The sequence below is a fragment of the Pseudomonas sp. LBUM920 genome (assembly GCF_003852315.1).
GTDB lineage: Bacteria > Pseudomonadota > Gammaproteobacteria > Pseudomonadales > Pseudomonadaceae > Aquipseudomonas.
Genome location: NZ_CP027762.1, coordinates 3,704,543 through 3,729,422 on the forward strand (window position 1 = coordinate 3,704,543; position 24,880 = coordinate 3,729,422).

At 62.0% G+C, this 24,880-nt stretch carries 9 protein-coding genes; 6 read left to right on the forward strand and 3 right to left on the reverse strand.

Going from position 1 to position 24,880, the window contains the following annotated elements:
• Positions 1 to 33 precede the first annotated feature (33 nt).
• Positions 34 to 981, forward strand: a complete 948-nt coding sequence (locus C4J83_RS17275; protein ID WP_124417725.1) for a DUF1853 family protein — start codon at positions 34 to 36, stop codon at positions 979 to 981.
• Here the strand turns inward: C4J83_RS17275 and pvdP are convergent.
• Complete coding sequence (gene pvdP, locus C4J83_RS17280; protein WP_124417726.1) at positions 974 to 2,593, reverse strand: pyoverdine maturation tyrosinase PvdP; 1,620 nt, start codon at positions 2,591 to 2,593, stop codon at positions 974 to 976. The two genes, C4J83_RS17275 and pvdP, sit on opposite strands and share 8 nt — an antisense overlap.
• Before the next feature lie 142 nt (positions 2,594 to 2,735).
• On the opposite strand from pvdP, the gene pvdM reads away from it, so the two are divergent.
• Genes pvdM through pvdO form a run of 3 tightly spaced genes read left to right on the forward strand, consistent with a single transcriptional unit; the run spans position 2,736 to position 6,286 of the window.
• Positions 2,736 to 4,085: a pyoverdine-tailoring dipeptidase-like protein PvdM gene (gene pvdM, locus C4J83_RS17285; RefSeq protein ID WP_124417727.1), complete on the forward strand. Its 1,350-nt coding sequence runs from the start codon at positions 2,736 to 2,738 to the stop codon at positions 4,083 to 4,085.
• A gap of 18 nt (positions 4,086 to 4,103) precedes the next feature.
• The gene (pvdN, locus tag C4J83_RS17290; protein WP_124417728.1) at positions 4,104 to 5,384 is read left to right on the forward strand and encodes a pyoverdine-tailoring periplasmic protein PvdN; all 1,281 of its coding nucleotides are present in this window, start codon (positions 4,104 to 4,106) and stop codon (positions 5,382 to 5,384) included.
• 29 nt (positions 5,385 to 5,413) lie between these two features.
• Positions 5,414 to 6,286: a dihydropyoverdine dehydrogenase gene (gene pvdO, locus C4J83_RS17295; RefSeq protein ID WP_119735959.1), complete on the forward strand. Its 873-nt coding sequence runs from the start codon at positions 5,414 to 5,416 to the stop codon at positions 6,284 to 6,286.
• Between the two features lie 1,239 nt (positions 6,287 to 7,525).
• Here the strand turns inward: pvdO and C4J83_RS17300 are convergent.
• Positions 7,526 to 8,353: a formyl transferase gene (locus tag C4J83_RS17300; protein WP_124417729.1), complete on the reverse strand. Its 828-nt coding sequence runs from the start codon at positions 8,351 to 8,353 to the stop codon at positions 7,526 to 7,528.
• Positions 8,354 to 8,551: 198 nt separating this feature from the next.
• Between C4J83_RS17300 and C4J83_RS17305 the strand changes: the two genes are divergently transcribed.
• Both C4J83_RS17305 and C4J83_RS17310 read left to right on the forward strand, forming a co-directional pair.
• Positions 8,552 to 10,204, forward strand: coding sequence for a cyclic peptide export ABC transporter (locus C4J83_RS17305; protein ID WP_124417730.1), 1,653 nt, complete (start codon positions 8,552 to 8,554; stop codon positions 10,202 to 10,204).
• Positions 10,205 to 10,313: 109 nt separating this feature from the next.
• Positions 10,314 to 12,755: a TonB-dependent siderophore receptor gene (locus C4J83_RS17310; protein WP_124417731.1), complete on the forward strand. Its 2,442-nt coding sequence runs from the start codon at positions 10,314 to 10,316 to the stop codon at positions 12,753 to 12,755.
• A gap of 269 nt (positions 12,756 to 13,024) precedes the next feature.
• On the opposite strand, the gene C4J83_RS17315 is transcribed toward C4J83_RS17310, so the two are convergent.
• Positions 13,025 to 24,877 carry a non-ribosomal peptide synthase/polyketide synthase gene (locus C4J83_RS17315; protein ID WP_124417732.1) on the reverse strand — a complete coding sequence of 3,951 codons (11,853 nt, stop codon included), beginning with the start codon at positions 24,875 to 24,877 and terminating at the stop codon, positions 13,025 to 13,027.
• Between the last annotated feature and the right edge of the window lie 3 nt (positions 24,878 to 24,880).

Genomic DNA, 24,880 nt, shown 5'->3' on the forward strand with positions numbered 1-24,880 from the left:
CCCCAACAGACGTTAAACGGCTATGCTCGGACCATGACTGTGTTCCCGGATCTGCACAACCTGCCCCGCCAGTTGCGGCACCCCGAGGTGCGCGACCTGGCGTGGGTGATGCTTGCCCCGCCGATGCTCGCGCAAACGCCCTGGCAGCAGCGCCACCCGCTGGCCGGCAGTGACTGGGTACAGGCACCCCACCTGCTGGAGCAATGGTTACGCGCGCTTGATCAAGACAGCAGCGCCTTGCAGCATTGGCTAAGCCTTGCCCGCACGCGGCGCCTGGGCCTGTACTACGAGCGCCTGTGGCAATTTGCCGTGCAGCATGCGCCGGGCGTGGAATTGCTCGCCGCCAACCTGCCGATCCGCCGCGCCGGGCATACCTTGGGCGAGTTGGACATGCTGCTGCGCGACCGCGATGGCGTGCACCACCTGGAACTGGCGATCAAACTGTATCTCGGGCCGCAGGACGGCAACGGTCTGGATACCGCGCAATGGCTGGGGCCGGGATGCCATGACCGGCTGGACCGCAAGCTGGCGCATCTGGCCCAGCACCAACTGCCGATTTCGGCACGCGCGGAAAGCCGCGAGGCGCTGGCGGCGCTGGATATCCAGCAGTTCGATGCGCATTTGTGGCTTGGCGGGTATTTGCTCTATCCGTGGCCCGGCCAGGCCGAGCCACCGCACGGCGCCCATCCGCAGCATCTGCGGGGGCGCTGGCTGCATCAGCGCGATTGGCCGGCGCTGGTCAGTGCCAGCCCGCCGGGGCGCTGGCAACCGCTGCCCAGGCATGCCTGGCTGGCACCGGCGCACTACACGCAGGCTGAGGTCTGGAGTGAGCAGCAGATGCAAGGCTGGCTGGCAGCGCTGGACCCGATGGCACCCGCGCAGTTGTTGGTGCGCCTTGTGCGCAATGGCGAGGATTGGGAAGAAGCCGAACGCCTGTTCCTGGTGGCCGATCTCTGGCCCAACGTCCCTGGCGTTACTTGACCTTCAAGTGCCGTGCGTACCAGGGCCGCCTCGGCACACGCTTGAACAATGCCTGCAAGCCTTCGTCCTCAGCGGCAAAGGTAATACGCAGCGCCAGCTTCATGGTCTCCGGGTCCATCTCCATCGACCTGCCCATCTGCAACCCCGGCGTGGTGCTGCAGCCGTGGGTGTCCGGCCCCAGCCACGGATCGCCGACTTCCACCCAACGCCCCTGCGCGAACCAGTTCACGCCATTGACTTGCAGCCGGCTGACCTCACCGGGGTTGAAGCGCTCGTGGGCGCGAAACCAATCTTCGATGCGGTCATCAATCCAGCCGTGGAAATGCCAGAACACCGGGTTTACATGGGATGAAAACGGATCACCGAGAAAGTCGTTCTCCGGCGCATACCAACGCGCGGCAAAGTCCGACGGGTCGCGGGCGAACGGCACCGGCGCGCCGTTGGACGGATCACGCGGCACCGAGGCCCAGCGCATGTGCAGCCAGTCGTGCAGGCCTAACTCCATCTCGGAACCCAATTGCCCAAGGCTCAGCTTGGCCAGGTAACGTGGGTCGCGGTATTGGGACTCCCAGACCTGAAAGTTGCTGTGGTACGTCTGGGCCGCCTTGATATCGCTGACCCATTGGGTGTATTCGCTGTCATCCGGCGCCGACCAACAGGGCGGCAGCGCGAAGCCGTCGTGGTTATCGAAGTAACGCACAAAGCCCAGACGGTCGCGTTCCAGCGCCGGCTGTGGCTCGGGGAATTGCGGCCACGACGGCAAATCTTGCATGGAACGCGCATTGCCAAGCATATGCCGGTGCATGAAAAAGAAGTCGATGCCCGAGCCGTTGCGATCTTTGCGTTTGCCGCGTGCGTCGCGTTCCTGGCCGCGCGGGCCGGGCTGCCAGCCGATGCCGCGCAAGGCGTCACGCTTTTCTTGCGAGAGCTTGTGCCACTGGTCGCGGGTGGCGTGCCAGAGTTGGTGAAACAGGCGGTGCTCCGGCGAAATCAGCCAGGCCAGCAGCGTCGGGTTCAGGCCGATGCGTTGGCGCGCTTCGGGAAACAGCTGTTTGTGGGCGATAAAGCGGTTGTCACGCTCGGTCAATGCCAAGGGGCGGTCGAGGTTGAGGATCTGCCCGCTGAGGGTGCTGCTGCCGGCGTTAGCGAAGTCGGCCCAGACTTCATCGAGTGTCATCTTGAATTCATAGGCCGGTGCGCCGTCGGCCGCCTCGCGGTCGATCAGGCGCCAGTAAAGCAAGGCGCCCTCGCCTGTCAGCACATCACCGAGTACGCGGTAACGCGGTTCACCTTCGGCGCGCAGGTTTTCAGCAGTGTCCAGGTAGCCGCGCAGGCCACGGCCACGCGGGGCGATGTCCAGCAGCAGTTCCAGGCCTTGCAGCGGCAAGCCCTTTAGCCCGGCGTCGCGGCCTTCCAGGCGCAGGCTCCACACACCGCGCAAGATGTTCGCCAAGTGCTGGCCATCGGTGTCGGCCAAATCCACTGTGGCCTCGCCCGGGGTGATGGGGAATTCTTCTTCACGCGTCAGCTCGCGATGGGCATAAAAGGCTGCCGGCACGGCAGCGCCCGTCAGCGCCAGGCCTGCGATGAACCCACGTCGAGAGATCGTCATTGTCTACCTTAGGAAACGGCTTAATCAGAGCTAGAACGTTTGCAGCCTTCGCAAATTTACCGCCGCGCGAAGCGGGCCTAAATTTCCCCGGCCATGGCTCGTTCTTCCCTGATAGCAAAGGCCTCAACTGACTGAGATGGCAATGACAAAACCACGTTCGAAAAAGGCGCTGTTGATCGGCCTGCCGCTGGCATTGGCCATCGGCGCCGGGGCTGGCTTTCTGGTCTGGGACCACTGGTTTCGCGGCAATGCCGGTTACCCGTTGGAGGTGATCAAGCAAGCCAATGAAATGCAGGACCGCTTGCTGTCGTTCGACAGCCACATCACGGTGCCGATGGATTTCGGCACGGCCGGCAATGAGGCCGACAAAGATGGCAGCGGCCAGTTCGACCTGGCCAAGGCGGCACGCGGGCGCTTGTCGGGCGCCGCCCTGACGATTTTCGGCTGGCCGGAAATCTGGAACGGCCCCAACGCGCCGCATAAGCCCACCGCTGGTTTTGTCGAGGAGGCCCGCCACGAGCAAGAGGTGCGCTACAAGATCATCTCCGGCATGGTGCGCGACTTTCCCAACCAGGTCGGCATCGCCTACACCCCGGACGATTTCCGCCGCCTGCACGGTGAGGGCAAATTTGCGGTGTTTATCAGCATGCTCAACGCCTACCCGCTGGGCGATGACCTGAACCAACTGGACCTGTGGGCGACGCGCGGCATGCGCATGTTCGGCTTCAGCTATATCGGCAACAACGCCTGGTCCGACTCGTCGCGCCCACTGCCGTTTTTCAACGATTCGACCGACGCCCTCGAAGGGCTGTCGCCCATCGGTCAGCAGGCGGTGCATCGCCTCAATGACCTGGGCGTGATCATCGATGTGTCGCAAATGTCGACCAAGGCGCTGGAGCAAGTGGCACAGCTGAGCCGCACGCCGATGGTGGCGTCCCACTCGGCGCCGCGGGCGTCGGTGGATATCCCGCGCAACCTCAGCGACAAAGAACTGCAACTGATCAAGAACAGCGGCGGCGTGGTTCAAGTGGTGGGCTTTCCCGCCTATTTGCGTCCGCTGAGCCAACCGACCCAGGACAAGCTCAACACCCTGCGCGCGCGTTTCGATTTGCCGCCGCTGCCCAACCTGGCCATGGCCCTGATGCCCGGCGACGCAATCATTGCCGCCTGGCCCGAGCAGAAGTTCGGCCAGTACGCCCAAGGCCTGTACGGCATTCTCGAAGAAGAACCCAAGGCCACCCTCAAGGATTGGGGCGACGCCATCGACTACACCGTGCGCAAGATCGGCATCGATCACGTCGGCATCTCGTCGGACTTCAACGACGGTGGCGGCATCCAGGGCTGGGAGAACGTCGGCGAGGTGCGCAACGTCACCGCCGAGCTGATCCAGCGTGGCTACTCCGAAGCCGATATCGCCAAGCTGTGGGGAGGCAACTTCCTGCGCGTATGGGACCAGGTACAAAAAGCCGCCAAGCCCTTGGCCAACCGCTAACCGCCTAGAAGCACGTCCATGACTGATCGCCGTACATTTCTCAAACAGGCCGGTGTCTTCGCCGCCAGCCTGCCGCTGGGCGCTGCGCTGATGCCTCAAGCACTGGCCGACAGCCCGGCACCCGCTGCGAACGCCCCATGGACGGGATTGAAACAGCTGTTCAACCAGGACCCGAACTACCTGCACTTCTCCAATTTCCTGGTGGCCTCGCACCCCAAGCCGGTGCGCGAGGCGATCGACCGCTACCGCCAGCAGATCGACCGCAACCCAGGGCTGGCGATGGACTGGGGCCTTGAGGAAACCTGGAAACGCGAAGGCCAGGTACGGGAATGGGCCGGTCGCTACTTGAACGCCAAGCCGGCGCAAATTGCCCTCACCGGCAGCACCTCCGAAGGGCTGGCGATGATCTACGGCGGGATAAAGCTGCGGCCCGACCAGGAAATTCTCACCACCGTGCACGAGCACTACGCCACCCAGTACGCTCTGGATTTTCGCGTGCTCAAGCAAGGCACGCAGGTGCGCAGGTTCACGCTGTTCGAAGACGCCAGTCGCGTGTCTGCCGATGAAATCCTCAGCAATATCCAGCGCAGTATTCGCCCCAACACCCGCGTGCTGGGCATGACCTGGGTGCAGTCGGGCAGCGGCGTGAAACTACCGATTGGCGAGATCGGCAGGCTGGTGGACGCACTCAACCGTAACCGCGATGAAAACGACCGCATTCTCTACGTGGTGGACGGCGTGCACGGCTTCGGCGTGGAAAACCTCGACTTCCCCGACATGCACTGCGACTTCTTTATCGCCGGCACGCATAAATGGATGTTCGGCCCGCGCGGTACCGGCCTGGTGTGCGCCCGCGACGCCGAAAACAAATACGTGACGCCGATGGTGCCGACCTTCTCCGAAGACACCAATTTCGCCACCACCATGACGCCCGGCGGTTTCCACGCTTTTGAGCATCGCTGGGCGGTGGACGAAGCCTTCAAGTTGCATTTGCAGTTGGGCAAGCCCCAAGTGCAGGCGCGTATTCACGCGCTCAACAGCGAATTGAAGAGCCGTTTGCTGGAACACCCGCAAATCGAGCTGGTGACGCCGCGCAGCCCTGCCCTCTCAGCCGGTTTTACCTTCTTCCGCGTCAAGGGCCAGGACAGCGAGGCCGTGGTCGCCCACATGATGAAAAACCGCGTGGTGATCGATGCGGTGGACCGTGATGTCGGCCCCGTGATTCGCACCTCCCCTGGCCTGCTCAACAGCTCGGATGAAATCCAGCGTTTCATGAGCTTGCTGAGCCAACGGCTGTGACCCCTTTTTCCTTTGAACGAGATGCCCACATGACTCCATCCCGACTCAAGCCCCTCACTGCCCTGGCGCTGACCGCCCTGTGCGGCGCGCTGTTGCCAGGCCTGGCCCAGGCCGCCACCGCGCAACCGGGCAAAGTATTCAAAGACTGCAAGGACTGCCCGGAAATGGTCGTGCTGCCGGCCGGCACCTTTACCATGGGCACCCCGGAAGACGAAGTCGGCCGCGAGCCCGACGAAGGCCCGATGCATGAGGTGACCTTCGCCAAACCCTTCGCCATGAGCCGTTTCCATATCACCGCCGGTGAATGGGACAGCTATATCCGCCAGACCGGCGTCAAGATCGCCGACGGCGACACCCGCCCTGGGCGCGAATGCATCGCCAGCAAGCCACGCTACCCGCAGGGCCCGCGCCAGCCGGCGGTGTGCATGGACATGGACGACATCAAACATTACGTGGCCTGGCTGTCGAAAAAGACCGGGCAGACGTACCAGATGGTCAGCGAAGCGCAGCGCGAATATGCGGCGCGTGCCGGCACCGCCGGACCGTTTCCGTTTCCTTTCGATGAGGGCAAGGGTTACAGCATCGCCGAACATGCCAACACCTACGGCCCGGCGGATGGCTACAGCTACTCTTCGCCGGTCGGCAGCTACCCGCCGAATGCGTTTGGCATGTACGACATGCATGGCAATGTCTATGAGCGGGTCGCCGACTGCGAGCACCCCAACTACATCGGCGCCCCCACCGACGGCAGCGCCTGGGTGGAACCTAACTGCGAGAGCTACCAGATTCGCGGCAACGACTGGGGCGAAGCGCCCGTGTTTTCTCGCTCGGGCAACCGCAACAACATCTACCCGCAAACGCGCGGCGACTGGATTGGCTTTCGGGTAGTGCGCGAGCTTTAGGCGCGACACCGTTCAGATGTGGCAGCTGGCTTGCCTGCGATAGCGGTCTGTCAGTCACCCCTGTATCAACAGGGCCGCCGCCTTCGCGGGCAAGCCCGCTCCCACATTTTGCCTCGCGTACACCAGGTAAAAATTCGCGGCAATGGTTGCGGCGGCAGGGCTTAGGGTGGTGCGTAAACACCAAGACCGCACCGCTCAAATGTGGGAGCTGGCTTGCCTGCGATAGCGGTGTGTCAGTCCCCCCTGTATCGACAGGGCCGCCGCCTTCGCGGGCAAGCCCGCTCCCACATTTTGGCCTGTGTATGTCAGGTAACGGTTCGCGGAATGGCTGAGAGCGGATGGGCTTAGGGTGGTGCGTAAACACCAAGACCGCCACCATTCAAATGTGGGAGCTGTCTTGCCTGCGATAGCGGTCTGTCAGTCACCCCTGTATCAACAGGGCCGCCGCCTTCGCGGGCAAGCCCGCTCCCACATTTTGCCTTGTGTACATCAGGTAAAAATTCGCGGCAATGGTTGAGTCGGCTGGGCTTAGGGTGGTGCGTAAACACCAAGACTGCCACCGTTCAAATGTGGGAGCTGGCTTGCCTGCGATAGCGGTGTGTCAGTCACCCCTGTATCGACAGGGCCGCCACCTTCGCGGGCAAGCCCGCTCCCACATTTTGCCTTGCGCCCATCAGGTAAAAATTCGCGGCAATGGTTGCGGCGGCTGGGCTTAGGGTGGTGCGTAAACACCAAGACCGCCACCATTCAAATGTGGGAGCTGGCTTGCCTGCGATAGCGGTGTGTCAGTCACCCCTGTATCAACAGGGCCGCCGCCTTCGCGGGCAAGCCCGCTCCCACATTTTGCCTTGCGTCCATCAGGTAAAAATTCGCGGCAATGGTTGCGGCGGCTGGGCTTAGGGTGGTGCGTAAACACCAAGACCGCCACCATTCAAATGTGGGAGCTGGCTTGCCTGCGATAGCGGTGTGTCAGTCACCCCTGTATCAACAGGGCCGCCGCCTTCGCGGGCAAGCCCGCTCCCACATTTTGCCTTGCGTCCATCAGGTAAAAATTCGCGGCAATGATTGGCGCGGCTGGGCTTAGGGTGGTGCGTAAACACCAAGACCGCCACCGCTCAAATGTGGGAGCTGGCTTGCCTGCGATAGCGGTGTGTCAGTCACCCCTGTATCAACAGGGCCACCGCCTTCGCGGGCAAGCCTGCTCACATTTTGGTGCTGTATGTACCAATAGGGCTGTGTTCAGGCCTGCTTGGCCAACAACTCCAAGCCTTCGTGCAACGCCGGGAACAGGCTGTTGTTGAAGTTGTTCCAGCGCAGTTCGAGGATGGTGTCCTCGGGCGAGATCTCGGTTTTCAGCACGTCGTGAAACACTTCACCCGAATCGATGCCGTTATCCACGTAGTGGAACGAAGCGCCGGTGAGGTACAGCGGCTCGGACGGCGTGGTGGCCTTGGTCGCCCAATCCACCACGGTTTGCCCACGCGCACCGTACAAGGCATTCCAGGTGGCGTATGCGCCGCGGCGTTCGTAAGGCGATTCGATTCGGGTAATGCCTGGGTGAATGTTCATGATGCGCCGTGCAAACGGCGCACCTGGGCGCACCAGCTCATCCAGAATCACCAGCAGACCGTCCAGCACGACGATATCGGCCTTCAATTCCACCAGCGTGTCGTGCAGGCGACGCTCGAAATCCTGCTTGCCGGCAATGTGCTCGGCACTGCCGCGTGGCAGACGGCGGTAGGTGGACGGCACGCTCAATAACAAGTCGTTGACCAGCCGTCCCTGCACCTGCAGATCCGCCGGGTACAGCCACTGGCGGCCTGGTTTATAGGCAAAGCCGTAATCGCTGACCAATTGCTGGTCGCGCGGGCTCTGCTCGTCATCGTCATACACCACGCCAACCAGGTTATAAGCCTCGCCCAACGGCGTGTCGTTCAGCGACCCCACCAGAAACTCCAGCACCGACTTCATATAGCGCTCGTGATCCTTGTAGGCCACCGGCTGCCCGGCCTTGTCGGCGGCGGCATTTCGCAGGGACCACACATACACCAGGTTCTTTTTCGTCATTGTTTCGCTCTCGCTGAATAACTGCGCGCGGCGTCGATGCACGTGCGCCTACAGCACAAGAACGAACCAGCTGCGCGGCAATTTATGCCGCGCCACCCGCAAAGGGCACGCCGAGCTAAATACTCGCGCCGGCGCTTCGTTTGTCATGGGTAAGGGTCTGTGTGCCCAGCCCCTCTTTTCACTCTCCGGGAAGTACTTATGACCGACCCCAAACGCAGCGCCTTCAAGGGTCTGCTCGCCTTGCTCAGGCCCTTTCGTACCATCGTGACGGTCTCCGTCGCACTCGGCATGGTGGGCGGCCTGGCCATTACCTTGCTGCTGGCCACCATCAATAACGCGCTGCATTCGGTCAACGGCATGACCCAAGGCGTGGTCCTGACCTTTGCGGCGCTGTGCGTACTGGCGCTGATCAGCTCGATCATTTCCGACATCGGCACCAACTATGTCGGGCAACGCATCATCGCCGCCTTGCGCAAGGATCTGGGCGAGAAAGTGCTGTCGGCACCCATCGGCCAGATCGAGCGCTACCGCTCGCACCGGCTGATCCCGGTGCTGACCCATGACGTCGACACCATCAGCGATTTTTCTTTCGCCTTCACGCCACTGGCCATCGCCGCCACGGTGACCCTCGGTTGCCTGGGCTACCTAGCCTACCTGTCGGTGCCGATGTTCCTGATGATGGTGGTGGCGATCATCATCGGCAGCGCCGTGCAATTCATTGCCGGTGGCAAAGGCATCCAGGGCTTTGACCTGGCGCGCAGCCATGAAGATGAATTGCAGCGCTACTACAACGCGATCGCTTCCGGCGCCAAGGAACTGCGCATGCACCGCCCACGGCGCTATCGCATGAATACCCATCGCATCCAGGAAACCGCCGACCGCATCAGCGATATCCAAGTGCGGTCGGTCAACATTTATATCCTCGCCAAGACGTTCGGCTCGATGCTGTTCTTCGTGGTAATCGGCCTGGCCCTGGCGATGCAGGCCTACAATCCGAACCCTGACCCGACCGTGATCACCGGCTTCGTGCTGGTGCTGCTCTACATGAAGGGCCCGCTGGAACACCTGCTGGGCTACTTGCCGGTGGTGGGCAAGGCCAAGATCGCCTTTGGCCGGATCAGCGAGCTGTCGGAGCGCTTCTCCTCCCCCGAACCGCACCTGCTGATGGATGACAGCGAAGCGCCAAAACCGATAGTCAACAGCCTGGAACTGCGCGGCGTGAGCTACAGCCCACCGGCGATTGAAGGCAGCGAACCGTTCCACCTGGGGCCGATCAACCTGAGCATCAAGCAAGGCGATATCGTGTTTATCGTCGGCGAGAACGGCAGCGGCAAGACCACCCTGATCAAATTGCTGCTGGGCTTGTATCCGCCCCAGGCCGGCGAGATTCGCCTAAACGGCGAGGCCGTCACCGACCCCGAGCGCGATGACTATCGCCAACTCTTCACGACGATCTTCTCCGACTACTACCTGTTCGACGACCTGGTGCAGGGCAGCGCCACCCAGTCACTGGACAGCGCCGCCAAATACCTGGAACGCCTGGAAATCGCGCACAAGGTCAGCGTGAAAGACGGCGTATTCAGCACCACCGATCTGTCCACCGGCCAGCGCAAGCGTCTGGCACTGGTCAACGCCTGGCTCGAAGAACGCCCGGTGCTGGTGTTCGACGAATGGGCCGCCGACCAGGACCCGGCTTTCCGCCGGATTTTCTACACCGAGCTGCTGCCGGACCTCAAGCGCCTGGGCAAAACCATCATTGTGATCAGCCACGACGACCGCTATTTCGACATCGCCGACCAATTGGTGCGCCTGCGCGCCGGCCAGGTGCTGCACGAAATGGAACCGGCCTGAAATTTATTTTCCGGTTTTTCCAAGTAGGAACGTCTCACTAGTGGTAATGAGAATAATACTCAATAGATACCTATAACTTGCCCACTTAAACATAGAAGAGAAAGCATCCATGCCAGCAAGACTCGGTCTCAGCCCCCTGAGCAAAGCGCTATCCATGCGCCGGGCCCTGAACATCAATCTTCTTCCGAGCGCCTTGGCCCTGGCGATATCGCTGCCGGTTGCAGGTTATGCGCAGGCACAGGAGATCGAGCTGGATATTCCCGCACAGTCGCTGGGGAGCGCCTTGCAGGAATTTGGCCGCCAGACCAATGTGCAAGTGCTGTACAGCCCAAGCGATGTGCAGGGCAAAAGCAGCCGTGCGGTCAAGGGCAAGATGGAGCCGCAGCGGGCCATTGATACGTTGCTGGGCGGAACTCAGACCACTCACAGCTTCAACGGCAACTCGCTGACCGTGACCGCTGCCGGTACATCCGCAACGCTGGAACTGAGCCCGACCGAAGTAACCGGCAATACCTTGGGCAACATCACCGAGGATTCCGGTTCCTACACGCCGGGCACCATTGCCACGGCAACCCGCTTGACCCTGACGCCACGGCAAACCCCGCAGTCAATCACGGTGATCACCCGCCAGCACATCGAAGACTTCGGCCTCAATAACGTCGACGACGTGATGCGTCACACGCCGGGCATCACCGTGTCAGCCTACGACAGCGACCGCACCAACTACTATTCCCGTGGTTTTTCGGTCAACAGCTTCCAGTACGACGGCATTCCGTCCACCGTGCGCAACGTTGGCTATTCGGCAGGTAACACCCTGAGCGACATGGCGATCTACGACCGCGTCGAAATTCTCAAGGGCGCCACCGGCCTGCTCAACGGTGCCGGCTCCCTGGGCGCGACCATCAACCTGATTCGCAAGAAGCCGACCTCGGAATTCAAAGGCCACGTGCAACTGGGCGCAGGTTCCTGGGACAACTACCGCAGCGAAGTGGACGTCAGCGGTCCGTTGACCGACAGCGGGAATGTCCGTGGTCGCGCAGTGGCGGCATACCAGGACAAGAATTCCTTCATGGACCACTACTCACGCAAGACCGAAACCTACTACGGCATCACCGAATTCGACCTGTCCCCCGACACCATGCTGACCGTGGGCTTCGACTATCAGGACAGCATTCCACAAGGCACCAGTTGGTCGGGTTCCTTCCCGTTGGTGAAATACGACGGCAGCATCAACAAGATGCCGCGCTCCTACAACAACGGCACCACCTGGAGCTCATGGGAGCAAAACACCCGCACCGCCTTTGCCATGCTCGAGCATGACCTGGGCGACGGCTGGGTCACCAAGTTCCAACTCGATCATAAGATCAACAGCTACCATGCCGACCTCGGTTCGATCCAGTTCGTTGAACCACAAGCCGATGGCACAGCGTCGATCAACGGGCAGAAATACACCGGAGAAACCAAAAGCACCTCGGCCGATCTGTATGCCACCGGGCCATTCAGTCTGTTCGGTCGTGACCATGAACTGGTCGTAGGTGGCTCGATCGGCACCTCGCGCTGGCAGGGCAAAGGCTATTGGTCGCCGGACTGGCCAGGCGGCAACAAAGTGGATTTCTACAACTGGAATGGCAAGATCGCCAAGCCAATCTACGGCCCGGTCCAACAGTACACCGACGACACCATTCGTCAAACCGGCTACTACGTGACCACCCGCTTGAACGTGATGGATGACCTGAACGTGATCCTCGGTGGCCGCGTTGCCAACTACCACGTCACCGGCAACAACCCGTCCTACAAGGAAACCGGACGGTTCATCCCGTACGCGGGTGTGATCTATGACCTGAACGACAATTTCTCGGTGTACACCAGCTATACCGATATTTTCCAGCCTCAGGAAAGCACCTATAAAGATCGCAACAAAACGCTGCTGGAGCCGGACGAAGGGCAGAACTACGAGATAGGGTTAAAAGGCGAGTTCTTCGAAGGCCGCATGAACACCAGCCTTGCGTATTTCGAGGTGCATGAGACCAATCGCGCTATTCCGGACGATGCCTACAACAACCAATCGCCTTCCCCGGAAAACTATGCGTTCAAGGGCTCCAAGGCCGTCACCAAAGGCTACGAAGCAGAGATCTCCGGTGAGTTGAGCCCAGGCTGGCAACTGCAGGGCGGTTACACCCACAAAATCGTACGCGACGAAGACGGCAAGAAAATCTCCACCTTCGAGCCAGAGCATCAGGTCAACCTGAACACCACCTACAAACTCAAGGGCGCTCTGGACAAGTTCACCGTCGGTGGCGGTGTACGCTGGCAAACCAAGGCCTGGAATGAGATCTGGAACCAGCCGCTCAATAAAAACCAGGACATCACCCAGTCGTCCTATACAGTGGTCGACCTGATGACCCGCTACCAGGTCACCAAGAACCTCTCGGCGACCGTCAACCTCAACAATATCTTCGACACCACCTACTACACTAACGTGGGCTTTTATAACTCGGCAGCCTATGGCGAGCCGCGTAACGTGATGTTCAGCACTCGCTGGGACTTCTGATTAAATGCACTGATCGCCCCAGGCGATCAACCCAACGCCCGATGAAAGCGCCGCTCTCATCGGGCTTTTTTATGCCTGTGTATTAAGGCCATGCCCGGTCAACTGTGGGAGCTGGCTTGCCTGCGATGGCATCGACTGGGTGCCTGATACTCCGAGGTGCATGCATCGCAGGCAAGCCAGCTCCCACAGAAAGGCATGCCTGCCCGACCTGAAATCCAGCACAAAAAAACCCGGATCAATGATCCGGGCTGATTCGTACGTTGCCCTCCTTACTCCATGGCGGCCACCAGGCTGTTGATGAACGCGGCGCTGTCGATAATGCCGTCATGATCGGTGTCGATCATCACCGAACGCTCGATGCGCCCCTGCCCAATCACCTTCGCCATGTTCTGTTCGATCAGGTTTTTGAACCGCCCCGCGCGGCTCAACGAGGCCCACCAGCAACTGACCGGCGCCTGGATCGGCTTGAAGTCCGCCGCTTCCAGGCGTTCGCTCAACGCACGGTCAACCTCCCAGGAAATCTGCGCCTCGTTGCCACGCAGCAACTCTTCCTTGATGCTGGTAAAACCTTCACCCAAATGTTGCTCTGCCCAAGTCACGAACGCATGCCATTGCCCGTCTTCATCCGCTGCCTGACGCTGGCACTCCTGCCACGCACCCTCAATCTGCTCGGCAAACGCCGGGAACATGACTCCAAGCAACGCCGCACGGCGTTCATTGGCGGATGCCTCGCGCCCCTCCTCGATGAACACCGCGTCCCAATACGGCTTGAGCCACTGCGGCGGCGCCGAATCGATCCAGCCGACAAACTCTACCTCACGCCCTGCTTGCTCCAGCGCGTAGGCGACTTCCATCGCCAGGTTGCCACCCAGCGACCAACCGGCCAGGCGATAGGCACCCTGTGGCTGTGCTGCCAATAATTGCGCGGCGTAATCGTCAACCATCGCCTGCCACTCAGGCACCGAAGCGCCCTCTTCCACCAGCGCACGGCAGATCACCCCGTACACCGGGCGTTGCTCGCGCAGCGCCAGGGCGATCGCGGTGTAGCAATGCACCGAACCAAAGCTTGGGTGGAACATGAACAGCGGCGTACCCTGGGTCTGGCTGTTGAGCTTGACGATCAACTCGCTGCGCGCATCGCCCTGCAGGCAATTAACCTGCCCGCGCACGGTTGGGTTGAGCATCAATTGGCTGACAGACAGGTTGACCCCGCTGACCTGCCGGATGCGTTCCTTGAGCAACAGCACGCGCAAGGAGTGGCCGCCCAACTCGAAGAAGTTGTCATTCAACCCCACCCGCTCAACACCCAGCACCTCGCTCCAGATCGCTGCTACCTGTTGCTCAATCTCGCTGTGCGGCGCCTGGTATTGCTCTGCGCCGTTGGCTTCAGGCTTGGGCAGCGCCTTGCGATCCAGTTTGCCATTCGGGCTCAGCGGCATCTGCTCAAGCACGACCCACTGCGCGGGTACCATGTAGTCCGGCAAGTGCGCAGACAAGTGCGTGCCGACCACGGTTTTCCAACCCTCACTCGGCGCCTGCAATACCACGTAACCCACCAAATGCGTGCCGTCCACGGCCAGCACGGCCGCTTCACGCACGCACTCATGCTCCAGCAGACGCGCCTCGATTTCACCCAACTCGATGCGCAGCCCACGCAGTTTGACCTGATGGTCGATGCGGCCCGCGTACTCGATCACACCGTCGTCGCGATAGCGCGCCAGGTCGCCAGTGCGGTACAGCCGCTCTCCACTGCCGAAGGGGTCAGTCACAAAACGTTCAGCGGTCAACGCCGGCCGACGGTGATAACCCCGCGCCAGGCCAATACCGCCCAGGTACAACTCGCCCAACACGCCCACCGGCGCCGGCTCCAGGTTGCCGTCCAGCACGTAGCAGCCCAGGTTGGCGATGGGCCGGCCAATCGGCACGGCATCACTGCCTTCCTCGACACAGGTCCAGTGGGTCACATCAATCGCGGCTTCCGTCGGCCCGTACAGGTTGTACAACCGGGCAGCGGGCAGCTTGGCAAAAACCTGTTGTTGCGCGTCGACCGGCAATGCTTCGCCGCTGCACACAATGCGTTGCAGGCTCTGGCAAGAGCCGACCGCCGTGTCCTGCAAGAAGGCTTGCAGCATGGACGGCACAAAGTGCAGCGTGGTGACCTGCTCGGCGTTGATCAAGCTGACCAACCGGGCCGGATCGCGATGATCCCCCGGCGCCGCCACCACCAGGCGCGCGCCGGTCATCAGTGGCCAGAAGAACTCCCACACCGACACGTCAAAACTGAACGGGGTTTTCTGCAGCACCGTATCGCCGCCATCCAGGCTGTATGCCTGCTGCATCCAGCAGAGTCGATTGGTCAGTGCCGAATGCCGATTGCCAGCGCCCTTGGGCTGCCCGGTCGAGCCCGAGGTGTAGATCACATACGCCAGGTTCTCGCCATCCACTGCGACATCAGGATTGTGCTCGCTGTAACCTTCAAGCCATGCTTCGCCGGTCTCCAGCACCAGGCTTTGCACGCCTGTCGGGAGCGGCAGTTGCGCCAACAAATGTGCCTGGGTCAGCAGCAGATTCACGCCGCTGTCTTGCAGCATGTAGCTGAGTCGGTCACGCGGGTATTCCGGGTCCAGCGGCACATAGGCGCCACCGGCCTTGAGCACGGCCAACAGGCCGACGACCATCTCGATGGACCGCTCCACCGCCAGCCCGACCAGCACGTCCGGCCCGACACCTGCCGCCATCAAGCGATGCGCCAGGCGGTTGGCCCGACGGTTCAGCTCGGCGTAACTCAGCTGCTGCCCGGCAAACGCCAAGGCCGGAGCCTCCGGCGTACGCCACACCTGGGCCTCAATCAACTGATGCACGCCCTGATGCAGCGGGTAAGTCTGAGCCGTGGCGTTCCAGGCCAGCAACGTCTCACGCTCGGCCTGGGTCACGGACGGCAGTGCGGCCAGGCGTTGGTCGGCATCGACGATCAAGGCATTCAATAACTGCTGGAAGTGCTCGGCCAAGCGCTGGATATGTGCGGCGCTGAAAGCTTGCCGATCATAGTTGAACTCAAGCCCGAGGCTATCGCCCATGCCCAGCAGCACGGTCAACGGATAGTGCGTCTGCTCCAGGCTGTGCACCGCACCAAAGCGCAGGCCCGACGGCGCGCCTTGCTCCAACGCCTCGGAAACCGGGTAGTTCTCGAACACCAGGATGCTGTCGAACAGCGCCTCGCCACCCAACCCGGCCCAGCGCTGGATCTCGAACAGCGGCGTGTGTTCCTGCTCGCGCAAGCGCACGTTCTGCGCCTGGATCTGTTGCAGCCACTGGCTGACCGACAGCTGCGCTTCAGGTGTGGCCACCACAGGCAGCGTGTTGATGAACAAACCGACTTGCTGCTCGATACCGCGCAGTTCGGCCGGGCGACCCGCCACGGTGGCGCCGAAGGCCACGGTGGCCTGCCCGGTGTGATGTTGCAGCAGCAATAACCAGGCAGCTTGCACCAAGGTATTGAGGGTAACCTTGTTGCTTTGCGCGAACGCTTTGAGCCGTTCGGTGTGAGCGGCGCCAAAGCTCAGGCGATGTTCGCCATTGGCCGCCACTGCAGCAGGCTCATCGCTCCACAGGCCAGGTGCCAGACGCGTAGGCGCCTGCAGGTTGACCAGTTGAGCTTTCCAGAAGGCTTCACTGACGGCCTTGTCCTGCGCCTGCAACCAGGCAATGTAGTCGCGGTAACGCCCTGTCGGTGCAGACAGCGGCTCGCCAGCATAGTGTTGCAACACCTCACCAAACAGCTGCGAACCACTCCAGCCATCCATCAGGATGTGGTGATTGGTGTAGATCAAGTGGTAACTCGACGCACCCGTGCGTATCACCGACAGGCTCAACAGCGGCGCCTGCTCCACTACAAATCCCTGGGCGCGTGCCGATTCGGCCAGGCTGTCGAGGGCCGTAGGGCAATCGGCGCGGTCCTGCCAATCAAGCACCTCAAGCGGCATTCGTCGCTGCTTGTAGACCACCTGCAACGGTTGCTCCACATCCGTCTGCCAGAGGAAGCCGCTGCGCAGGATTTCATGCCGGTCAACCGCCGCCTGCCAGGCCTGGCGGAAGCGCGGTACATCCAAACCGTCCACATCGATGCGCATCTGGTTGATGTAATCGCCCGACCCTTCGCCATACAACGACTGGAACAACATACCTTGCTGCATCGGCGACAACGGGTATAGGTCTTCAACCTCAGAAACGGCAAGCGGCAACGCATCCAGTTGAACTTGCGACAGGCGCGCCAGCGGGAAGTCCGACGGCGTCACGCCCTGATTGGCCGCAGCACAGCAGTGTTCGATCAAGGCTTTGAGTTCCAACGCGTACTCATCAGCCAGCTGTTGCACGGTTGCTTGGGCGAACATGGCCTGGCTGAAACTCCAGTTCAACTTCAGCTCGCCGCCGTACACCTGGCCATTGATTTCCAACCAGTTGCCCAGCGGCGCATCAAGGCTTTGTTCGGCGCCACTGGCGTCACCGGAAGGCGCGAACAAGCCCTCCTGTTCGCCGCTCTCGAAGCTGGCGTCGAACTGTCCCAGGTAATTGAACGTGATACGCGGGCGCGGCAAGCCCGCCAATGCCTGTTGCGCCTCGGCACTGCCCAGGTAACGCAAGGCGCCAAAGCCCAGGCCTTTGTCCGGTACCGCGCGCAGCTGTTCCTTGATCTGTTTGAGCGAACCCGCCAGGGAGTCGGTCGGTGCCAATTGCAATGGATAAAGGCTGGTAAACCACCCAACGGTGCGAGTCAGGTCGATCTCGTCGAACAGGTCCTCACGGCCGTGGCCTTCCAGGCGGATCAGCATCGACGCATCACCGGTCCAGCGCACAATAACGCGCGCCAAAGCGGTCAGCAGCACGTCATTGATCTGGGTCCGGTAGGCACTTGGAGCGTCTTGCAACAAGCGCCGGGTAAACCCTTGATCCAGGTGCGTCGTCACGCTCAGGGCATGCCGGTTACTGACACTGGCCTGTGGGTCAGCGCCCGGCAAACCAGTGCGGCTGCCCCGCAACTGCGTCTGCCACCACGCCAACTCCTCGGCCAGTGCCGCAGTGCCGGCGTACGCTTGCAAACGCTCGGCCCAGGCGCGGGTGGAACTGGTCTTGGCCGGCAGCACCACGCTGACGCCTTCGATCAGTTGGCGGTAAGCGGTTTGCAGGTCTTCCAACAGGATGCGCCAGGACACACCGTCCACCACCAAGTGATGGATCACCAACAATAAGCGTTGCGAGCCGTCGGCCATGCCCACCAGCACTGCGCGCAGCAACGGGCCTTGGCTCAGGTCGAGACTGCGCTGGGCTTCTTCGCCCAGGGCCTCAAGCTCTTCGACGGTGTTCAGCGTGGTCTGCCACAGCACCTGTTCGGCCTGATGCTGCTGTGCAGTTCGATACACCGCATGCCAGCCGTCTGCACCTTGGACAAACCTGGTGCGCAGGGCGTCGTGATGCACGATCAACGCCTCAAGTGCTGCCAACAGCAAAGGCACCTCCAACCGTTGGTGCGGCTGCAGCACCACCGACTGGTTCCAGTGCTCGCGCTGCGGGATGTCGTCGGCAAAAAACGCGTGCTGGATCGGCAGCAACAATAACTCGCCGGTCAGCGCCGACTGATCCAGCACCACTGCGCCCTCACCTTCCCGGGCGACGGCCGCCAGGCTCTGCACCGTCTGGTGCTGGAACAGGTCCTTGGGCGTGAAGCGCACACCCGCTTGGCGGGCGCGGCTGACCACCTGGATCGAAATGATCGAGTCGCCGCCCAGTTCGAAGAAGTTGTCATGCAAGCCCACGCGCGGCAGGCGCAGCACGTCGGACCAGATCGCAGCGATTTTCTGCTCCAGGTCACTCTGTGGCGCGACATACACTTGCTGCATCTGGCTCACGTCCGGCAACGGCAAGCCTTTGCGGTCCAGCTTGCCGTTGGGGGTCAGCGGCATGCGTGGCAGGAACATCAGGTGCGTGGGCACCATGTAGTCCGGCAGGCGGGTTTTCAAGGCGCGGCGCAGCGCTTCGCGGCCGTTCGATTGCGCCACGGCGTCGTCGATCAGCGCCGGGTCCAACGGCACCACATAGGCGACCAATTGCTTGCCGGATGGGCCCTCTTGAGCCACCACCACGGTTTCACCGACACTGTCCTGCTCGCGCAGACGGGCTTCGATTTCACCCAATTCGATACGGAAACCACGGATCTTCACCTGATGGTCGACACGGCCCAGGTAGTCCACCACGCCATCCGGGCGACCACGGGTCAAGTCGCCGCTGCGGTACACACGGCTGCCGGGTTTGCCGAACGGGTCCGGTACGAAACGCTCGGCGGTCAGTGCCGGGCGCTCCAGGTAACCTCGGGCGACGCCTTCGCCGCCGAGGTACAGCTCACCCGCGACGCCGATGGGTTGCAGGTTGAGCTGCGCATCCAATACGTAACCGCTGCGGTTGCCCAACAACGTACCAATCGGTGCGTAGACGGCGCCGCAAGGGTCACCCCTGCGGGCCTTCCACAGCAGCGGCGTCACCACGGTTTCGGTCGGGCCGTAGCCATTGAACAAGTAGGTTGGTTTCAGCGCACGCCAGGCCAGGTCATAGCTGGCCTGCGCCACCGCGTCACCGCCAAAGCAATAGACGCGCACTGCGGGTGGGTTGCCGTCGCGCTCGGCGTGCTCGGCCAGTTGCTGCAGATAAACGGGCGGGAACACGGCCATCGTCACGTTGTGGCGATGCATTTGGGCGTAGGTGTATTCCGGCAGCCACAGGCTGTCGTCGCGAATCAGTACGCTGGCGCCGTTGATCAGCGGGTGCATCCAGCCTTCATGGGAGCCATCGAAGGCAAACGACATGAAGTGCAGTTCGCAATCCGCCGGGCTGGTTTCGTAGCGCTCGCCGGTCGCAATGATATGCGCCACCAACGGGCCGTGGGACACCGCCACGCCCTTCGGCATGCCGGTGGAACCGGAGGTATAAATCACGTAGGCCAGGTTGTCGCCGTCCAGTACAACCTGTGGAGCGCTGTCGTCAGCGTCGGCCCAGGCTTCGGTCTGATCAACGGCAAGTGCTTCCAGGCCTTCGGGAATCGGCAATCGCAGCTGCACCGCCGAATGCGTCAGCAACAGTTTGGCGCGGCTGTCTTGCATCATGTACAACAGGCGATCGCGCGGGTATTCCACGTCCAACGGTACGTAGACGCCACCGGATTTCATCACCGCCAGAAACGCCACCATGATCTCGGCACTGCGCGGCATGGCGATGGCCACGCGCACTTCCGGCCCCACACCTCGGGCGATCAACGCATGCGCCAGGCGGTTGGCCTGGCCATCGAGTTCACCATACGTCAGGGTCTGCAAATCGAATTTCACGGCCACGGCACTCGGGTTTTCCCGCGCACGGTCGGCGACCAATTCGTGTACCAGGCGTTTGGCCGAGAAGTCCGAATCGGCGCAGTTCCACAGGTGCAGAATCTGTTGCTGCTCGGCACTGTCCAACAGCGGCAATTGGCTGAGGCTTTGCTGCGGGTTGGCGACCATGCCCTGCAACAGGTTCTGCCAATGGCGAGCCATACGTTGCACGGTGCCGGCCTCAAACAAATCCTGGGCATACCCCAGTGTGGCCCAGATACCCTCGTTGGATTCCTGAATATCCAGGTCCAGATCGAAGTGCGCAGTCTTGCTCTCCCAGTCCAGTCCTTCTACCCGCAACTGCGGCAGTTGGTGCTGGACCTGGGCCTGGCCGACATCGGTCTGGTGGTTGAACATCACCTGGAACAACGGGTTGTGGCTCAGGCTGCGCTCCGGTTGCAAGGCTTCGACCAGTTGCTCGAACGGCAGGTCCTGATGTGCCTGGGCATCCAGCGCGCGCTGGCGCGTGTGCTGCAATAACTGCTCGACGCTCATCTGGCCATGCAGGTCGGCCTTGAGCACTTGCGTGTTAACGAAGAAGCCAATCAGGCGCTCGGTCTCGCTGCGATTGCGGTTGGCAATCGGCACGCCGACGCGGATTTCTTCCTGGCCACTGTAGCGGTGCAGCAAGGTCTGGAACGACGCCAGCAACAGCATGAACAGCGTCACACCTTGCTGCTGGGCCAATGCCTTGAGGTCATGGGCCAGTGTCGGCGCCAGCTCGATAGGCAGGCGTGCGCCACGATGGCTCTGCACGGCCGGGCGTGGGTGGTCGAAGGGCAACTCCAGCACACTCTGCTCACCGCCCAGTACCTCGCGCCAGTACGCCAGTTGGCGCGCTTTCTCCCCCGCGTCCATCCAGTTGCGTTGCCAGACGGCGTAGTCAGCGTACTGAATCGGCAACGCCGGCAATTGCACGCCCTGCCCTTGGCTGTATGCGGCGTAAAGTTGTACCAGTTCCTCCACCACCCGCTGCATCGACCAACCATCGGACACGATGTGATGCAGAACCAGCACCAGCACATGTTCGTCAGCAGCCAGACGCAGCAGCGTCACGCGCAGCAACGGCCCCTGTTGCAGGTCGAACGGCTGGGCGATTTCAGCTTCTACGCGCGCCTTGAGTTGAGCTTCCTCGACGTCGCCGCATACGATCTGCACCGACGCCAGCGGGTCAATCACCTGCACTGCGCCGTCGTGGGTCTGGCGCACATGCGTGCGCAGGCTTTCATGCCGTGCCAGCAACGTGTCGAAACTGCGCTGCAGCGCCGCCGTGTCCAACTGCCCTTTCAAGCGCAAAGCGCTGGGCACGTGATACGCAGCGCTTTGCGGCTCCAGCTGCCAGAGGAACCACTGACGCTCCTGGGCATACGATAAAGGCAGCGGCTGATCACGCCCCACCGGCACCAGCGCCGGCGCCTTTGGCGCGTTCGGGGAATGGGCTTCAATAGCGGCGACAAAACCGTCCAGGCGCGGCTGCTCGAACAGAGCCTTGAGCGGCACTTCCAGGTTCAGCGCCTGCCGAAGGCGCGAGACCACCTGCATCGCCAGTAACGAATGCCCGCCCAGCTCGAAGAAGTGCTGAGTCAGCCCGACCCGCTCGGTGCCGAGGATGTCTGCCCAGATCGCCGCAACCTGCCGTTGCAGGGCGGTAACCGGCGCTTGCCAATCGGCTTGCGCCGACGTGGCATCCGGTTTGGGCAAGGCCTGGCGGTCCAGCTTGCCATTGGGGTTCAACGGCATGCGCACGAGGAAGATCAGGTGCGCCGGCACCATGTAATCCGGCAATTGCTCGCGCAGGCTGGCCTTGAGTTGCTCACCGGCAGCCAACTGTTCTTGCTCGGCCAGCGGTTGCGTCGGCACCACATAGGCCAACAGCTGATTGTCAGCCGCCAGCAACAGCGTTTCGCGCACGCCGGCCTGGGCCAGCAGCAACGCCTCGATCTCACCCAGCTCGATACGGAAACCACGGATTTTTACTTGATGGTCAACCCGCCCCACGTACTCAATCACCCCATCGGCGCGACAGCGTGCCAGGTCACCGGTGCGGTACAGACGCTGGCCCGAGCGACCGAATGGGTCGGCCACAAAACGTTCTGCGGTCAGCGCAGGCTGCTGCAGATAAGCACGCGCCAGGCCGCTTTCACTGGCGATATACAGCTCACCCACGGCACCGGCCGGCAGCAGGTTCAAATCGCGATCGAGCACATACAGACCACGCCCCGCCAGCGCGTGGCCGATAGGGCTGGCGCTGGCACCGATCACGGTGGTGGCGTCGCTGCAGTCCAACACGCTGGACACTACGGTCGCCTCGGTAGGCCCGTAGGTATTGAGCAGGCGTACATGCCCAAGCCCCGCGTGACGCCACAGCGCCGGGCCATCCAACGGCATGGCTTCGCCGCCGATATGCACCTGGCGCAACGCGCCGTAAGCGCGCGAGCCGGCCACCAGGCAATCCTGCAAGAACAGTTTCCAGTAGGCCGTGGGCAAGTCGGCCAGGGTGATGCCCTGAGCGATAATCTGCCGGTACAGCTCGGCGCCGTCCCACAGCTGCGGGCCACGCAAAACCACGGTGGCTCCGAGGGTCAGCGCCGGGTACAACTGCTCGACGAAACCGTCGAAGTTCAGGGTCGCGAACTGCAACACCCGGTCATCCGGGGTCAGGCACGAGTAGTCGGCGGCCATGCGCGCGAACTCACTCAAGGCGCCATGGTCGATGGCCACGCCCTTGGGTTTACCGGTAGAGCCCGAGGTGTAAATAACGTACGCCAGGCTGCGCGGCTCGAAGTCGAGCCCCGGGTTGTACTCGGCGCACTGCGCCAGCTGCGCATCAGCCAAATCGATGTCCAGGGCCAACAGCTGCTCAGCCATTGGCAGGCGTTCACGCAGTGACGACTGGGTCAACACCAGGCGTACGCCGCTGTCTTCGAGCATGTGTGCCAGGCGCTCACGCGGGTATTGAGGGTCGAGAGGCACGTAGGCGCCGCCTGCCTTGAGCACGGCCAGCAGGCTCACCACCATGGCAAACGAGCGCTCCACAGCAATGCCCACCAGCACGTCCGGCCCGACGCCCTGGGCGATCAAGTAGTGGGCCAGGCGGTTGGCCTGACGGTTCAATTGGCCATAGGTGATGGCCTGCTCATCCAGCGCCAACGCCTGACGCTCAGGGTTCTGCTGGGCCTGCGCCTCAAACAACTGGTGCACCGCGTGCAGTTCGATACCGGTAGCCGGCGCGTTCCAATCCTCAAGGACCACCGCGTGTTCGGCCGCGCCGAGCATCACGATATCACTGAGGCGGCTGTGAGGTGCACTCACCACCGCGCTCAGCAGGTTCTGCCAGTGCTGAGCCAGACGCTCTATCGTTGCAGCGTTGAACAGGTCGGTGGCGTAGGTCAGTGCCGCCCAAATGCCTTCAGCGGATTCATGGGTGTCCAGGCTCAGGTCGAAGTGCGTGGTCTGGCTGTCCCAGTCCAATTCCGAGACGCGCAGGCCCGGCAATTGCTGCCCCTCGCGCCCGCCCTGGGCGTCGGTCTGGTGGTTGAACATCACCTGGAACAATGGGTTGTGGCTCAGGCTGCGCTCGGGCTGCAACGCCACCACCAGTTGTTCAAAAGGCAGGTCCTGATGTGCCTGGGCTTCCAGCGAGCGACGCTTGGTCTGCTGCAGCAGTTCGACGAAACTCATCTGCCCGTCAAGGTCGGCTTTGAGCACCTGGGTGTTGACGAAAAAGCCGATCAACCGCTCCGTCTCGACACGATTGCGGTTGGCAATCGGCACGCCGACGCGGATATCCGACTGCCCGCTGTAGCGGTAGAGCAAGGTCTGGAACGCAGCCAGCAACAACATGAACGGGGTCGCGCCCTCTTGCTGCGCAAGGCGCTTGATACCGCTGACCAATGCCGGTGGCAAATCTACCTGCAAGCTGGCGCCGCGATGGCTTTGTTGCGCCGGTCGCGGGTGGTCGAGGGGCAATTCCAGCACGGGTTGCTCGCCGCCCAGCAGTGCCTGCCAGTAAGCCAATTGACGGGCTTTCTCCCCCGCTTCCATCCAGCCGCGCTGCCACAGGGCGTAGTCAGCATACTGGATCGGCAGGTCCGGCAATTTCAGGGTTAGGCCCTGGCTGCAGGCGGCATAGAGTTGCACGAGCTCATCGACCATGACCTGCATCGACCAGCCATCGGAAATGATGTGGTGCTGCACCATCACCAGCACATGCTCATCGTCGGCCAGTTGCAGCAGCGTCACGCGCAACAACGGTGCCTGGAGCAGATCGAAAGGACGCGCGACCTCAGCTTCCACCTGCGCCATCACGTGCTGTTCGTCTGTACGCACCTGCACGATTTCAACGCGAGCCTCAGGCATCACGGCCTGCAACAACTGCTCACCGTCCTGCACCAAGCGGGTACGCAGGCTTTCGTGGCGCGCCACCAAACGGTCGAAACTGTGTTGCAGCGCCAGCAGGTCCAACTGGCCTTGCAGGCGCAGCGCGCCAGGGATGTGATAGGTGGCGCTGTCAGGGTCCAACTGCCAGAGGAACCACTGGCGTTCCTGAGCGTAAGACAAGGGCAGTGCCTGGACCTCGTGGCGGGTCGGGGCAATCGGCAGTTGCGCGAAGCTCATGCCACGCGCTTGCAGGCGCTGATAAAACTGCTGACGTTGTTCAAGCGGCAGGCGAAGAAAGCGCGAGACCAGATCGATATTAGGGTTGGAAAGCATGGT

Excerpts from the sequence above, each read along its gene's own strand:
- pvdN (WP_124417728.1), top strand. The coding sequence starts at position 4,104 with ATGACTGATCGCCGTACATTTCTCAAACAGGCCGGTGTCTTCGCCGCC.
- C4J83_RS17305 (WP_124417730.1), top strand. The coding sequence starts at position 8,552 with ATGACCGACCCCAAACGCAGCGCCTTCAAGGGTCTGCTCGCCTTGCTC.
- C4J83_RS17275 (WP_124417725.1), top strand. The coding sequence starts at position 34 with ATGACTGTGTTCCCGGATCTGCACAACCTGCCCCGCCAGTTGCGGCAC.
- pvdO (WP_119735959.1), top strand. The coding sequence starts at position 5,414 with ATGACTCCATCCCGACTCAAGCCCCTCACTGCCCTGGCGCTGACCGCC.
- C4J83_RS17315 (WP_124417732.1), bottom strand. The coding sequence starts at position 24,877 with ATGCTTTCCAACCCTAATATCGATCTGGTCTCGCGCTTTCTTCGCCTG.
- C4J83_RS17300 (WP_124417729.1), bottom strand. The coding sequence starts at position 8,353 with ATGACGAAAAAGAACCTGGTGTATGTGTGGTCCCTGCGAAATGCCGCC.
- pvdM (WP_124417727.1), top strand. The coding sequence starts at position 2,736 with ATGACAAAACCACGTTCGAAAAAGGCGCTGTTGATCGGCCTGCCGCTG.
- C4J83_RS17310 (WP_124417731.1), top strand. The coding sequence starts at position 10,314 with ATGCCAGCAAGACTCGGTCTCAGCCCCCTGAGCAAAGCGCTATCCATG.
- pvdP (WP_124417726.1), bottom strand. The coding sequence starts at position 2,593 with ATGACGATCTCTCGACGTGGGTTCATCGCAGGCCTGGCGCTGACGGGC.